The sequence below is a fragment of the Streptomyces sp. OfavH-34-F genome, from assembly GCF_022347745.1.
Taxonomy (GTDB): Bacteria; Actinomycetota; Actinomycetes; order Streptomycetales; family Streptomycetaceae; genus Streptomyces.
In genome coordinates, this window is record NZ_JAKRGC010000168.1 from 1 (window position 1) to 13,041 (window position 13,041).

11 protein-coding genes and 1 pseudogene are annotated in these 13,041 nt (G+C 71.3%); 2 read left to right on the top strand and 10 right to left on the bottom strand.

Features of this window, described 5'->3' with window-relative positions:
• Positions 1 to 44: 44 nt before the first annotated feature.
• From MHW47_RS22210 to MHW47_RS22225, 4 genes are read right to left on the bottom strand one after another with little or no spacing between them, the layout of a single operon-like run.
• Positions 45 to 1,079: a LacI family DNA-binding transcriptional regulator gene (locus MHW47_RS22210; protein ID WP_239225551.1), complete on the bottom strand. Its 1,035-nt coding sequence runs from the start codon at positions 1,077 to 1,079 to the stop codon at positions 45 to 47.
• Between the two features lie 41 nt (positions 1,080 to 1,120).
• The gene (locus MHW47_RS22215) at positions 1,121 to 1,990 is read right to left on the bottom strand and encodes a carbohydrate ABC transporter permease (RefSeq protein WP_239225552.1); all 870 of its coding nucleotides are present in this window, start codon (positions 1,988 to 1,990) and stop codon (positions 1,121 to 1,123) included.
• A complete protein-coding gene (locus MHW47_RS22220) occupies positions 1,987 to 2,913 on the bottom strand; it encodes a carbohydrate ABC transporter permease (protein WP_239225553.1) in 927 nt (308 codons plus the stop codon). The genes MHW47_RS22215 and MHW47_RS22220 overlap by 4 nt, the downstream gene beginning before the upstream one ends.
• On the bottom strand, positions 2,910 to 4,229 hold the full coding sequence (locus MHW47_RS22225) for an extracellular solute-binding protein (RefSeq protein WP_239225554.1): 1,320 nt from the start codon (positions 4,227 to 4,229) through the stop codon (positions 2,910 to 2,912). Before MHW47_RS22225 ends, MHW47_RS22220 begins: the two co-directional genes overlap by 4 nt.
• 180 nt (positions 4,230 to 4,409) lie before the next feature.
• On the opposite strand from MHW47_RS22225, the gene MHW47_RS22230 reads away from it, so the two are divergent.
• Positions 4,410 to 6,455 carry a beta-galactosidase gene (locus tag MHW47_RS22230; RefSeq protein WP_239225555.1) on the top strand — a complete coding sequence of 682 codons (2,046 nt, stop codon included), beginning with the start codon at positions 4,410 to 4,412 and terminating at the stop codon, positions 6,453 to 6,455.
• A gap of 59 nt (positions 6,456 to 6,514) precedes the next feature.
• Complete coding sequence (locus MHW47_RS22235; RefSeq protein ID WP_239225556.1) at positions 6,515 to 8,074, top strand: arabinogalactan endo-1,4-beta-galactosidase; 1,560 nt, start codon at positions 6,515 to 6,517, stop codon at positions 8,072 to 8,074.
• A 28-nt stretch (positions 8,075 to 8,102) separates the two neighbouring features.
• On the opposite strand, the gene MHW47_RS22240 is transcribed toward MHW47_RS22235, so the two are convergent.
• From MHW47_RS22240 to MHW47_RS22265, 6 genes and pseudogenes are all read right to left on the bottom strand, one after another.
• The gene (locus MHW47_RS22240; RefSeq protein ID WP_239225557.1) at positions 8,103 to 9,113 is read right to left on the bottom strand and encodes a VOC family protein; all 1,011 of its coding nucleotides are present in this window, start codon (positions 9,111 to 9,113) and stop codon (positions 8,103 to 8,105) included.
• Between the two features lie 103 nt (positions 9,114 to 9,216).
• Entirely contained in the window at positions 9,217 to 10,110 is an 894-nt protein-coding gene (gene thpD / locus MHW47_RS22245; RefSeq protein ID WP_239225558.1) for an ectoine hydroxylase, read from the bottom strand.
• Between the two features lie 4 nt (positions 10,111 to 10,114).
• Positions 10,115 to 10,513 carry an ectoine synthase gene (locus MHW47_RS22250; RefSeq protein WP_239225559.1) on the bottom strand — a complete coding sequence of 133 codons (399 nt, stop codon included), beginning with the start codon at positions 10,511 to 10,513 and terminating at the stop codon, positions 10,115 to 10,117.
• A 52-nt stretch (positions 10,514 to 10,565) separates the two neighbouring features.
• Positions 10,566 to 11,828: a diaminobutyrate--2-oxoglutarate transaminase gene (ectB, locus tag MHW47_RS22255; RefSeq protein ID WP_239225560.1), complete on the bottom strand. Its 1,263-nt coding sequence runs from the start codon at positions 11,826 to 11,828 to the stop codon at positions 10,566 to 10,568.
• A gap of 85 nt (positions 11,829 to 11,913) precedes the next feature.
• Positions 11,914 to 12,378, bottom strand: coding sequence for a diaminobutyrate acetyltransferase (ectA, locus tag MHW47_RS22260; protein WP_239225561.1), 465 nt, complete (start codon positions 12,376 to 12,378; stop codon positions 11,914 to 11,916).
• 387 nt (positions 12,379 to 12,765) lie between these two features.
• Positions 12,766 to 13,041: pseudogene (locus MHW47_RS22265) on the bottom strand (alanine--glyoxylate aminotransferase family protein); the annotation flags it as partial.

Consider the following 13,041-nt stretch of genomic DNA (forward strand, 5'->3'; position numbering starts at 1 on the left):
GCCCGCCGCGTGCCGCCGTGCGCCGCGGGCCGCGGGCCGCCGCGTCAGGCGGAGTCGCGGCGGACCAGTTCGGTCGGCAGTATCACCGCGGCCGGGTCCTCCCCGCCGATCTGCGCCAGCAGCACCCGGACCATCTCGGAGCTGATCCGGTCCCACGGCTGCCGTATCGTCGTCAGCGCCGGCCGCGAGGCGAGCGCCGCCGGGGAGTCGTCGAAGCCGCCCACCGCGACGTCGTCCGGCACCCCGCGCCCGGCCTTCTCCAGCGCGGCGAGCACCCCCTGCGCCATCAGGTCCGAGGCGACGAACACCGCGTCCACGTCGGGCGCCCGCTCCAGCAGCAGCGAGGCCGCCGCCTCGCCGCCGGCCCGGCTGTAGTCGCCCGGCACGATGAGCGCGTCGTCGGCGGGCAGCCCGCAGTCGGCCAGCATCTCGCGGTAGCCCGCCAGCCGCTCCACCCCGCCCGGCGTGTCCAGGGGGCCGCTGACCGTACCGATGCGGCGGCGCCCCGACTCGTACAGGAAGCGCACCATCTCGCGGGCCCCGTCCCGGTCGGCGGCGGCCACGTAGCTGACCTTGGAGCCCTGCCCGAGCGGCTTCCCGCAGGCGACCAGGGGGACACCGGCCTCGTGCAGCCGGGCGGCGACCGGGTCGCCGGAGTGGCTGGAGACCAGCAGGACCCCGTCCACGTGGCCGGCGATGTAGCGCATGTTGCGGCGCCGTTCGGCCTCCGTGCCCGCGATCATCAGGATCAGCGGGATGTCGTGCGCGGCGAGCGCGCTGGTGCAGCCGCGCAGCAGCACATTGAAGTTCGGGTCCTCGAAGAACCGCTCCTGCGGCTCGGTCAGCAGGAACGCCACCGAGTCCGAGCGGCCGGTGATCAGCGAGCGGGCGTGCCGGTTCACCGTGTAACCGGTCTTGCGGATCGCCGAGTTGACCGCCTCCAGCGCGGCCGGGCTGACGTTGTGGCCGCCGTTGAGGACCCGCGAGACCGTGCCGCGCGACACCCCGGCCTCCCGCGCCACGTCATGGATGGTCGGCGGCCGTCGGCGTCCCGATCCGGTCTGTTCTGTGCGGCTCATGGTGCGTGATCTTTCATCAAGTGACGTCCTGGCGGGGCCCGTCAGGACTTTACGGCCCCGGAGAGCAGGTCGAGGCTCCAGAACCGCTGGATGACCAGGAACAGGGCGACCAGCGGGACGATCGCCAGCAGCGCCCCGGTGATCACCAGCGTATAGAGCGCCGGGGTGGTGGCCCCCTGCTGGAGCAGCGTGAACAGGCCGAGCGTGACCGGGAACTTCTCGTCGTCGCCGAGCATGATGTACGGCAGCAGGAAGTTGTTCCAGATCGCGACGAACTGGAAGAGGAAGACGGTCACCAGGCCCGGCAGCATCATCGGCAGGGCGATCGTGCGGAAGATCCGCAGCTCGCCGCCGCCGTCCATGCGCCCCGCCTCGATCACGTCGCCCGGCACGGCCGCCGCCGCGTAGATCCGGGCGAGGTAGACCCCGTACGGGGAGAGGATCACCGGCAGCATCACCGACAGGTAGGAGTCGGTCAGGTCCGCCTTCGCCATGAGCAGGTACTGCGGCACCGCCAGGATGACCGGCGGCATCAGGACCCCGGCGAGCAGGATGTTGAAGAGGGTCTCCCGGCCCCGGAACCGGTAGACGGCCAGCGCGTACCCGGAGACGGCGGAGACGGCCGTGGACAGCAGCGCGCCCACCCCGGCGTACAGGGCCGAGTTGGCCATCCACCTCCAGTACACCCCGTCCCGGTACGCGGACAGGTCGGCGACGTTGTCGGCGAGCCCGGTGCCGGGCAGGAAGGTGAAGGTGGAGAACAGCTCGCCGCCGGACTTGGTCGAGGCGACGACGATCCAGGCGACGGGCAGCAGGCAGTAGACGGCGCCCAGCAGCAGTGCCGCGGTGGGCACGAGGGCGAAGCGCCGGCGGGGCCGGGCCGCCGGGCGGCCGGCGGAGAGCGTGGTCACTGGGTATCCCCCTGCTTCGTACGGGAGTTGGCCGCCCGCAGGAAGCCGAAGGACAGGGCCAGGGTGACGACGGCGATGATGACCGCCTGGGCCGCCGCCGCGTAGATGTCGTTGTTGACGAACGCGTCCTGGTAGACCTTCATCAGCGGGCTCCAGGTGGTGGAGAGCGAGTTGGTGAGCGGCTTGAGCGTGGTCGGTTCGCTGAACACCTGGAGGGTCGCGATGATCGAGAAGAAGAAGGTCAGCACCAGCGACGGTGCCACCATCGGAATCTTGATCCGGAGCGCGATCTGGAGCTGCGAGCAGCCGTCGAGGCGGGCCGCCTCGAAGATCTCGGCGGGGATGGCCCGCAGCGAGGTGTAGATGACGATCATGTTGAAGCCGGTGCCGCCCCAGACCGCGATGTTGGCCAGCGCCAGGTACAGCGGACCGCCGTCGAGCAGGTCCGGCTGCGGCAGCCCCGCCTTGTCCAGGACCCAGTAGAAGGGGCTGACGTCCGGCAGGTACAGGAAGCCCCACATCAGCGCGGCGACCACGCCGGGGATCGCGTACGGGAGGAAGATCGCCAGCCGGGAGAAGCCGCGCATCCGCAGCCGCTCGGTGTCCAGCAGCAGGGCGAAGAGCAGGGCGAGCCCGAGCATCACCGGGACGACGATCATGCCGTAGCCGAGGATGCGCAGCGCGCCGTGCAGCAGCTCGGAGTCGGACAGGGCCTCGCGGTAGTTGGCGAACCCGGCCCACACCTCCTCGCGGGCGCCCTTGCCCAGGCCCAGGCCGCTGACCTCGGTCCGGCGCAGGCTCAGGTAGAGCGCGTAGCCGATGGGCAGGGCGAAGAAGAGCAGGAAGAGCACGGTGGCGGGGATCAGGAAGGCGTACGGGGCGCTCTTGACCCCGTACGGCTTCCGGCGGCGGGCGCGTGTCACTCGGAGACTCCGAAGCCCTGCTTCTTCAGGTCGGCGACGGTGGCCTCCTGCATCGCGGTGAGCGCCGGCCCGAAGGGGGCCCGGTCCTTGGCCGCCGCGGCGAAGTTGTCCTTGAACGAGGAGTAGGCCACGTTCACGTTCGGGCCCCAGGCCGCCGGGGCGGTGCCCTTGGCGATCTCGGCGGCGGTGGTGTAGAAGTCCGGCTGGTTGGAGAAGTAGGCCGGCGGCTTAGCGAGCGCGCCGCCGGTCTGGGCGGCGGTGGCGGCGGGGTAGATGCCGCTCTCCTTGACCAGGGCGGCCAGCGCGGCCGGGTCGGTGTTCAGCCACTTCGCGAAGGTGGCCGCGGCCTCCTGGTGCTCGGAGTCGTTGGTGACGGCCGTGGAGGAGCCGCCCCAGCTGCCGGTGACGTTGTCGCCGGCCTTCCACTGGGGGAGCGGGGCCATGGCCCACTTGCCCGCGGTGTCCGGGGCGGCGGTGGTCAGGGTGCCCGGCGCCCACACGGCGCTGACCCAGGCGATCTGCTTGCCGGTGTTGAGCGCCTTGTTCCAGGCCGGGGTGTACATGGGCTGGTTGTCGATGGCGCCCTCCTTGACCAGGCCGCCCCAGAAGTCGGCGACCTTGCGGGTGGCCGGGTCGTCGATGGCGACCTTCCACGTGTCACCGGAGGGGGTCCACCACCGGGCGCCCGCCTGCTGGGCCAGGCCGGCGAAGAGGCCGGAGTCGTTGGAGGAGAAGGTGGTGAGGTCCTTGTCCGGCGCCTTCTTCTTCAGCGCGCGGGCGGTCTCGGCGAACTCGTCCCAGGTGGTGGGCACGGACAGCTCGTACTTCTTGAACAGGTCCTGGCGGTAGTAGAACATCAGCGGCCCGGAGTCCTGCGGCAGCGCGTACAGGGCGTCCGAGCCGAGCGTGGTCTGCTGCCAGACGCCCGGGGCGAACTCCTTCTCCGCGTCGCCCGCCACCTTCGAGATGTCGGCGAGCACGTCGTTGGAGACCAGGGTGGGCAGCGCCTGGTACTCGGCCTGCACCAGGTCGGGGGCCTTGTGCGCCTTCGCGGCGGTGATGATCTTGGTGACCAGGTCGTCGCCGGACGCCTGCTTCTTCACCGTGACCTTGATGCCGGCCTTCTTGCCCTCGCCCTCGTTCCAGAGGTCCGCGACCTTGTCCAGGCCGGGCGCCCAGGCCCAGTAGGTGAGCGAGACGGGACCGGACGCGGCCCGGTCGCCGCTTCCGTCGTCGTCGGACGAGCCGCAGCCCGTGAGCAGGGCGGTGGCGGCGAGCGAGGCGGCGGCGGACGCCGCGACCATGCGGTACTTCATGGAGGTCTCCCCTGACGAGAGCGAGGGTTTCAGCGCCTGCTGTGCGCTGTGATCGTTCACAGTAGAGAAACGAAGCCGACACTTGTCAATGGTTGTTGCTGTGAGGTTATGTTGGCTTTGCGCCGCCGGGAGGGCGTGTGCACGTTCCCAGTTCTCGTCCCAAACGCTCAGGAGACACCCATGCCGCACCCCCCTCGCGCCACCGCCCCGAAGGGTCTGCGCCAGCTGGCCTTCGGCGGCGACTACAACCCCGAGCAGTGGCCGGAGGAGGTCTGGCACGAGGACATGCGCCTGATGCGGGAGGCCGGGGTCACCATGGTCAGCGTCGGGATCTTCTCCTGGGCCCTGCTGGAGCCCGAACCCGGCCGCCACGACTTCGGCTGGCTCGACCGCCTCCTGGACCTGCTGCACGTCAACGGCATCCGCGCGGACCTCGGCACCCCCACCGTCGCCCCGCCCGCCTGGTTCTACCGCGCCCACCCCGACGCCCTGCCCGTCCGCCGGGACGGCGTGCGCTACGCGTTCGGCTCACGCGGCGCGATCTGCCACGGCAACGCCGCCTACCGGGCCGCCGCCGCGGACATCACCGAACGGCTCGCCCGCCGCTACGCCGACCACCCGGCCCTCGCCCTGTGGCACGTCCACAACGAGTACGGCGTCCCGGTCAGCGCCTGCTACTGCGACGACTGCGCCGTCCGCTTCCGCCACTGGCTGGCCGACCGCCACGGCTCCGTCGAGGCGGTGAACGAGGCATGGGGCACCGCGTTCTGGGGCCAGCGCTACGGCAGCCTCGACGAGATCGACCCGCCCCGGCTCACCCCGACCGCCTGCAACCCGGCCCAGCAGCTGGACTACGCCCGCTTCGCCGACGCCACCATGCGCGACAACTTCCGCGCGGAGCGCGACCTCCTGCACCGCCACGCCCCCGGCATCCCGGTCACCACCAACTTCATGACCGCGCTCAGCCAGTGCGAGTCCGTGGACTACTGGGCCTGGGGGCGCGAGGTCGACCTCGTCACCAACGACCACTACCTGATCACCGACGGCCGCCGCACCCACGTCAACCTGGCCATGGCCGCCGACCTCACCCGCTCGGTGGCGGGCGGCGCCCCCTGGCTGCTCCTCGAACACTCCACCGGCGGCGTCAACTGGCAGCCCCGCAACCCCGCCAAGCGCCCCGGCGAGATGGCCCGCAACAGCCTCGCCCACGTGGCACGGGGCTCCGAGGGGGCGATGTTCTTCCAGTGGCGGCAGTCCCGGCGCGGCGCCGAGAAGTTCCACTCGGCGATGGTCCCGCACGCCGGCACCGACTCCCGGATCTGGCGCGAGGTCTCCCGCCTCGGCGCCGACCTCGGCCTGCTTGACGGCATCCGCACCACCCGCACCGTCGCCGACGCGGCCATGGTCTGGGACTGGCAGTCCTGGTGGGCGCAGTCCCTGGAATGGCGCCCCAGCCAGGACCACGACGCCCGCGAGCGCGCCGACGCCTTCTACGCCACGCTCTACGACCGCCACCTCACCGTCGACTTCGCCCACCCCGACGCCGACCTGTCCGGCTACCCCCTGGTCGTCGTCCCGGCCCTCTACCTCGCCACCGAGGAGACCGGCCGCAACCTGCGCCGGTACGTGGAGGGCGGCGGCACCCTGGTCGTCTCGTACTTCTCCGGGATCGTCGACACGAACGACGCCGTGCACCCCGGCCCCTGCCCGGGAGCGCTGCGCGACGTACTGGGGCTGACCGTCGAGGAGTTCGCGCCGCTCGGCGAGGGCGGGACCGTCCGCCTGATCACCCCCGAGGGCGCCCCCGAGGGCCCCGACCTCACCGGCGACCTCTGGTCGGACGTGGTGATCCCGCGCGGCGCCGAGACCATGTGGTCCTACGCCGACGGCATCCCGGCCGGCCGGCCCGCCGTCACCCGCCACCGCCTCGGCCGGGGCACCGCCTGGTACGTCTCCACCCGGCTGACCGGCGACGCCCTGGACACCGTCCTGGAACGGGCCTGCGAGGACGCCGGGATCGCCCCCCGCACCGGCATCCCGCACGACGTCGAGGTCGTCACCCGGACCGGCGAGGCCGGCACCTACCTGTTCGCCATCAACCACACCGAGGACGCGGCGAAGGTCCCGCTCGACGCCCCCGGCACCGAACTCCTCACCGGAGAACCGGCCACCGGACACCTCGCCGTCCCGGCGGGCGCCGTCCGCGTGGTCCGGCTCGACGGCTGAGGACCCGCACCACCCACTTCCCCCGCACCCCCCGCACACAGGTCGAAGGGACATCGACGATGTACGGAACCACGCACGGCAGGAAGAGAGCGGGGGTGCTGGCGGCCTCGCTGTCCGGCCTCCTGCTGGCGGCACTCCCGGCCCAGCCCGCCCACGCCGCCACCACCCCCGTCAACACCGGCTTCGAGTCCGGCTCCACCGGCTGGTCCACCTACTCCGCCACCGGCCAGAACTCCGCCTCCTTCACCGAGGCCGGCGGCCGCAGCGGCACCACCCGGCTCAGCCACTGGTCCGCGTCCGCCTACAAGGTGGAGACGTACCAGTACCTCACCGGCCTCGCCGACGGCACGTACACCCTGAGCGCCTGGGTGCGCTCCAGCGGCGGCCAGAACTCCGCCTACATCGCCCTGCGCAACTGCGGCGGCGCCGAACAGCGCACCGACCTGCCGCCCACCCCCAACGGCGCCTGGATACGCCTGGTCACCTCCGTGAAGGTGACCGGCGGCGGCTGCACCCTCAGCCTCAACTCCGATGCCCACGCCGGGGAATGGGCCAACTTCGACGACATCGCCCTCACCAGGGGCGCCACCGGCCTCACCGTGAAGGGCGGCGACCTCTCCACCCTCCCCAAGAACGAGGCACACGGCGCCGTCTACCGCGGCGCGAACGGAACCGCAGGCGACGCGATGGGCCTGCTGCGCTCCGCCGGCATGAACTACGTCCGCCTCAAGGTCTGGGTGAACCCGGCCGACGGCTACAACGACAAGGCCCACGTCCTGGCCATGGCCAAGCGCGCCAAGGCCCTGGGCATGAAGACCCTGATCGACTTCCACTACTCCGACAGCTGGGCCGACCCCGGCAAGCAGTACAAGCCCGCCGCCTGGGCCGGCCACGGCTACACCCAACTGCGCGACGACGTCTACCGCCACACCTACGACGTCCTGAACGCCCTCAAGGCGCAGGGCACCACCGCCGACATGGTCCAGATCGGCAACGAGCTGAACGCCGGCATGCTCTGGCCCGAGGGCTCCACCGACCACTGGTCCCAGCTCGCCGGGCTGCTCACCTCCGGCGCGAACGCGGCCAAGGCCGTCTCCTCCACGACGAAGGTGGCCCTGCACCTCGCCAAGGGTGGCGACAAGGCGGGCACCCGCTGGTGGTTCGACAACGCCGTGGCCCACCACGTCCCCTTCGACGTCGTCGCGCTCTCCTACTACGGCTACTGGCACGGGCCGCTCTCCGACCTCCAGGCCAACCTGGACGACGCCGCCGCCCGCTACGGCAAGCCGGTGCTCGTCGCCGAGACGGCCTACGCCCACACCCTCGCCGACGCGGACGGCCTGGAGAACAACGTCGCCACCGCCGACCAGCTGGTCAGCGGCTACCCGGCCACCCCGGCCGGCCAGGCGGCCAACCTCCGCGACGTGCTGAACGTCGTCGAGGCCGTCCCCGGCGGCCGGGGCCTGGGCGCGGTGTACTGGGAGCCGGCCTGGACCGCCGTCAGCGGCAGCGGCTGGGACCCGGCCGACCCCTCCTCCAAGAACGCCTGGGAGAACCAGGCCCTGTTCGGCTACGACCAGAGGCTGCTGCCCGCGGCGAACTGGTTCTCCCACCGCTAGGGGGCGTCCGACACCTCCTGGGAGGCGCTCACTCCGCCGGGGCGCTGCGCCACTTCCAGGAGGTGACGCGCTCGCGGCCCGGCAGTTCGGCGCGGCCGGTGGACCACAGCAGCACGGTCCACCGGTCCGCGTCGTCCGGGGCGTCGGGGAAGAGCCGGGCCAGCGCCCGGTCGCACAGCGCGGCGGGCGGCGCCCACTCCAGGCCCAGGCCCGCGGCGATGTCGTGGGCGTGCACCAGGGTCTCCACGACGCCCATGGCCGCGAAGCCCTCCGGGTCGGAGACCCCGTAGCCGTGGTACGAGCGCAGGGCCGGCGAGGCCGTGCGCACCATCGCGGCCAGCAGCGCGCCGCTCGCCTCCACGGTCTGGAGCAGCCCCGCCGGGCCCGCCTCCGGGTCCGCGAAGACCGCGTTCCACGGGCCGCCCTCGCGCCGCCGGCTCCAGTGGTAGGGCACCTCCGACTCGACCGACGGCGTGCGCGGCCCGAGCTGCGCGGCGTACGCGAACAGGTCGTCGCTCAGGTGCTCCGCGGTCTCCCGGCAGCTCCACGTCAGCGGGCCGGCCGGGACGCTCCAGTCGGCGCCCCCCGCGGCGCCGAGGGTGTCCACGGCCAGCCGGACGGCCTCGGTCACATCGTCCGCGGTGACCGGCAGCCGCCTGCCCAGGAGCGCCGCCCGTTCCGCCGCGCCGCACTCCACGCAGAACTCGTTGCCCTCCGGGTCGGCCAGGGTCGCCCAGCCCCGCCCGTTCGGTTTGCGGTGGTCGGCGACCAGGGTGGCGCCCAGCGCCAGCAGCCGCTCGACCTCCTCGTCGCGGTTGCGGTCGTCGGGCTGGATGTCCAGGTGGACGCGGTTCTTGGTCTGCTTCCTGTCGGGCACGGTGACGAACAGGAGCGCGGCGCCGGGGGCTTCGACCAGGGCCTCGGGGTCGCCGGGGTGGTCCTCGTCGGAGAGCGGCGCGCCGAGCACGGCGGACCAGAAGGTCGCCAGGGTGTAGGCGTCGGCGCAGTCGATCGTGATGTGCTGTACATGGGATGTCATGCGGCCACTGTGGCCGCCGGGCCCGTCCGGGTCCACCGAGATATGCCGCGGGGGGTGGGACGGCTGCTCCGTCCCACCCCCCGCAAGGCCCGTGCGGCGCGGCCTACTTCACCGGGGTGAAGTCGCGTGCCCCGATGAACTCCGGGCGGCGCACCGGCGCCGCGAACGGCTCCTGCGCGGCGTTCTCCACGCTGTTGAACACGATGAACACGTTGCTGCGCGGGTACGGGGTGATGTTGTCGCCCGAGCCGTGCATCGCGTTGCAGTCGAACCAGGTCGCCGAACCGGGCTTGCCGGTGAACAGCTTGATGCCGTGCCGGTCGGCCATCCTCGTCAGCGCCTCGTCGGACGGGGTGCCGGCGTCCTGCATCTGGAGCGACTTCTTGTAGTTGTCCTTCGGCGTCTCGCCCGCGCAGCCGAGGAACGACTTGTGCGAGCCGGGCATGATCATCAGCCCGCCGTTGGTGTCGTGGTTCTCGGTCAGCGCGATCGACACGGACACGGTCCGCATGTTCGGCAGGCCGTCCTCGGCGTGCCAGGTCTCGAAGTCCGAGTGCCAGTAGAACCCGGAGGCGCCGAAGCCGGGCTTGACGTTGATCCGGGACTGGTGGACGTAGACGTCCGAGCCGAGGATCTGGCGGGCCCGGCCCACCACCCGCTCGTCGGCGACCAGCCGGGCGAAGACCTCGCTGATGCGGTGGACCTCGAAGACCGACCGCACGGACTGCGACTTCGGCTCGATGATCGAGCGCTCGTCGGCGCGGACGGCCGGGTCGGCGATCAGCCGCTCCAGCTCCGCGTGGTAGCCGGCCACCTCGTCCGGGGCGATGAGCTGGTCGACGGTGAGGAAGCCGTCGTGCTCGTAGTCCTGGAGCTCCTTGGCGGTGATCGGGCCCGGCGTGCCCGGCGCCGACCAGATGACCGGGTCCTGGCGCGGGGTGATCATCTCGGCGGCGCCGCGCGAGGGATACAGGTCGGTGCGTACGTCGGTGGTCATGGGTTCAGCCCTCCTCGGTCAGCAGCGGATAGACACCGTTCTCGTCGTGCTCCTCCCGGCCGGTGACCGGCGGGTTGAAGACGCAGACGCAGCGGAAGTCCGTCTTGGGTCGCATCGTGTGGCGCTCGTGGCCGTCGAGCAGGTACATCGTGCCCGGCGTGATCCAGTGCTTCTCGCCGGTCTCGTCGTTGGTCAGCTCGGCCTCGCCCTCGACGCACAGGACCGCCTCGATGTGGTTCGCGTACCACATCGACGTCTCGGTACCCGCGTACATCGTGGTCTCGTGGAGCGAGAAGCCGACCTTCTCCTGGGCGAGCACGATGCGCTTGCTCTCCCAGGTGCCGGAGGCGGCCTTCACATGCCGGTCGGTGTTCTCGATGTCGGCGAACGATCGGACGATCACAGCGGTGGGGTGCCTTTCTCTCTGCGACGGTGGGGTCGTCGGGTCGTGCGGTTCAGGCGGTCTCGCGGACGGCGCGGGCCAGCGTGCGCAGGCCCTCGTCCAGTTCCTCGGGGGTGATGGTGAGCGGCGGCAGGAGCTTGACGACCTCGCTCTGCGGGCCGGAGGTCTCCAGCAGCAGGCCCAGCTCGAAGGCGCGGGCGCAGACGGCGGTGGCGCGCGCCGGGTCGTCGAACTCCAGGCCCCAGACCAGGCCGCGGCCCCGGAAGCGGGCGCTGCTGTGCTCGCCGCAGATGGCCAGCATGGTCTGCTCCACCTGCCGGCCGCGGGCGAGCGTCTGCTTCTCCATCTGGCCGTCCGCCCAGTAGGCGTCGAGCGCGGCGGCGGCGGTGACGAACGCCGGGTTGTTGCCCCGGAAGGTGCCGTTGTGCTCGCCCGGCTCCCAGACGTCCAGCTCCGGCTTGAACAGGCAGAGCGACATGGGCAGTCCGTAGCCGCTGATGGACTTCGACAGCGTCACGACGTCCGGCGTGATGCCGGCCTCCTCGAAGGAGAAGAAGCCGCCGGTGCGGCCGCAGCCCATCTGGATGTCGTCGACGATCAGAAGCATGTCCTGGCGGTGGCACAGGTCCTGGAGGGCGCGCAGCCACTCGGCGCGGGCCACGTTGATGCCGCCCTCGCCCTGGACGGTCTCCACGATCACGGCGGCCGGGTGGTTGAGCCCGGACCCCTGGTCCTCCAGGAGCCGCTCGAACCAGAGGAAGTCCGGGACCTGGCCGTCGAAGTAGTTGTCGAACGGCATCGGCGTGCCGTGCACCAGCGGGATGCCGGCCCCGGCCCGCTTGAACGCGTTGCCGGTGACGGCCAGCGAGCCCAGCGACATGCCGTGGAAGGCGTTGGTGAACGAGACGACGGACTCGCGGCCCTTGACCTTGCGGGCCAGCTTCAGCGCCGACTCGACGGCGTTGGTGCCGGTCGGGCCGGGGAACATGACCTTGTAGGGGAGGTCGCGCGGGCGCAGCACGACGTTCTGGAAGGTCTCCAGGAACGCCCGTTTGGCGGTGGTCGCCATGTCGAGGCCGTGCGTGATGCCGTCGCGTTCGATGTAGTCGATCAGCGCGCGCTTGAGCACCGGGTTGTTGTGCCCGTAGTTGAGCGAGCCCGCGCCGGCGAAGAAGTCGAGGTAGGAGTGGCCGTCCTCGTCGGTCAGCCGGGCGCCCTGGGCGCGGTCGAAGACGGCGGGCCAGCCGCGGCAGTAGCTCCGGACCTCGGATTCCAGGGTTTCGAAGACACTGAGGGCGGGCGGGGTGATGGTCACAGCGGGTCTCCTGCGTGAGGTGGTGTGACGGGCGGCGTTGAAGGAAGCTGCGGCGGGCCGGCGGCCCGGCGGGGGAAGCGCGCGCTCAGGCGTGGAACGGGCCGATGCGGTAGAGCACTTCCGGCAGGTGGGTGCCTTCGGGGAACAGGCCGCCGTCGAAGAGCACCTCGCGCTCCAGGGCCACGTCGTGGCGGCGGGCGTAGGAGGTGAACAGGCGGTCCGATGCGGTGTTGTCCGGGGTGACGGTCGTCTCGACCCGGTTCAGGCCCTGCTCGGCGGCGACGCGCTCGGTCAGGGAGTCCAGCAGCTTCGCCGCCAGACCGGTCCCGCGATGGCCGTGGTCGACGGCCACCTGCCAGACGACGAGCGTCTCGGGACGGTCGGGCCGGATGTACCCCGTCACGAAGGCGACCGGGGCACCGGTCTCGTCACGGGCGACCACGGAGGTCGCCGCGAAGTCACGACACCACAGCAGGTAGCTGTACGAGGAGTTGAGGTCCAGGACCTCGGAGTCGCGGGCGATGCGCCAGATCGCGGCTCCGTCCTCCACTCGTGGCGTGTCGATCGTAAGGAATTCGCTTCGGGCACGGGCAATATCTGCTGGTGCGGCGGTCATGGCATTTGAATTTACCCAGCAAATTTCGAAATTGCATCGACGCAAGGGGTTGGGTGGCGCCGCTCGTTGTGTTATCAGGCGGGTGCGCGCACCAGCGCGAACCCTCGGCGTTTTCTTCCGATTCGACCAGGATTTATCGGGCAAATCTCTGCCTGTGTGGAGTCGGTCACAAGACCGTAACTCTCTCTCCACACGGCCCCGGAATGCGCTGCGAACACTCCCTGGAAACAAGGGTGTTTAGTCCGGTGAGAAGCGGGAACAAGAATGCGGGGAGCTGCTCTGAATTAAGCAGCTCCCCGCATTCTTCCGTACACCCGCGATTTACGCGCTCGGCCAGGTTTCCGCAACGGCCTTCCGGGCAGCCTCCAGATCGACCGGCCGGCCCGCCTCGGCGAGGGCCGACCCCAGGGCCGCGAGCGAGGCGAGCACCGCGCCGCGCGTCGCATCCGCCCCGTAGTGGTTGACCCGGATCATCTCGCCGGAGAGCGCGCCCCCGCCCGCGATCAGCGGCAGCGACGGCTCACCGGCGAGCGCCCGCGCGACCAGCCCGGCCGCGTCCACCCCCTCGGGCGTCCGCAGCGTGGTGGCCACCGGCGC

Excerpts from the sequence above, each read along its gene's own strand:
- MHW47_RS22230 (WP_239225555.1), top strand. The coding sequence starts at position 4,410 with ATGCCGCACCCCCCTCGCGCCACCGCCCCGAAGGGTCTGCGCCAGCTG.
- MHW47_RS22210 (WP_239225551.1), bottom strand. The coding sequence starts at position 1,079 with ATGAGCCGCACAGAACAGACCGGATCGGGACGCCGACGGCCGCCGACC.
- MHW47_RS22235 (WP_239225556.1), top strand. The coding sequence starts at position 6,515 with ATGTACGGAACCACGCACGGCAGGAAGAGAGCGGGGGTGCTGGCGGCC.
- thpD (WP_239225558.1), bottom strand. The coding sequence starts at position 10,110 with ATGACCACCGACGTACGCACCGACCTGTATCCCTCGCGCGGCGCCGCC.
- MHW47_RS22225 (WP_239225554.1), bottom strand. The coding sequence starts at position 4,229 with ATGAAGTACCGCATGGTCGCGGCGTCCGCCGCCGCCTCGCTCGCCGCC.
- MHW47_RS22240 (WP_239225557.1), bottom strand. The coding sequence starts at position 9,113 with ATGACATCCCATGTACAGCACATCACGATCGACTGCGCCGACGCCTAC.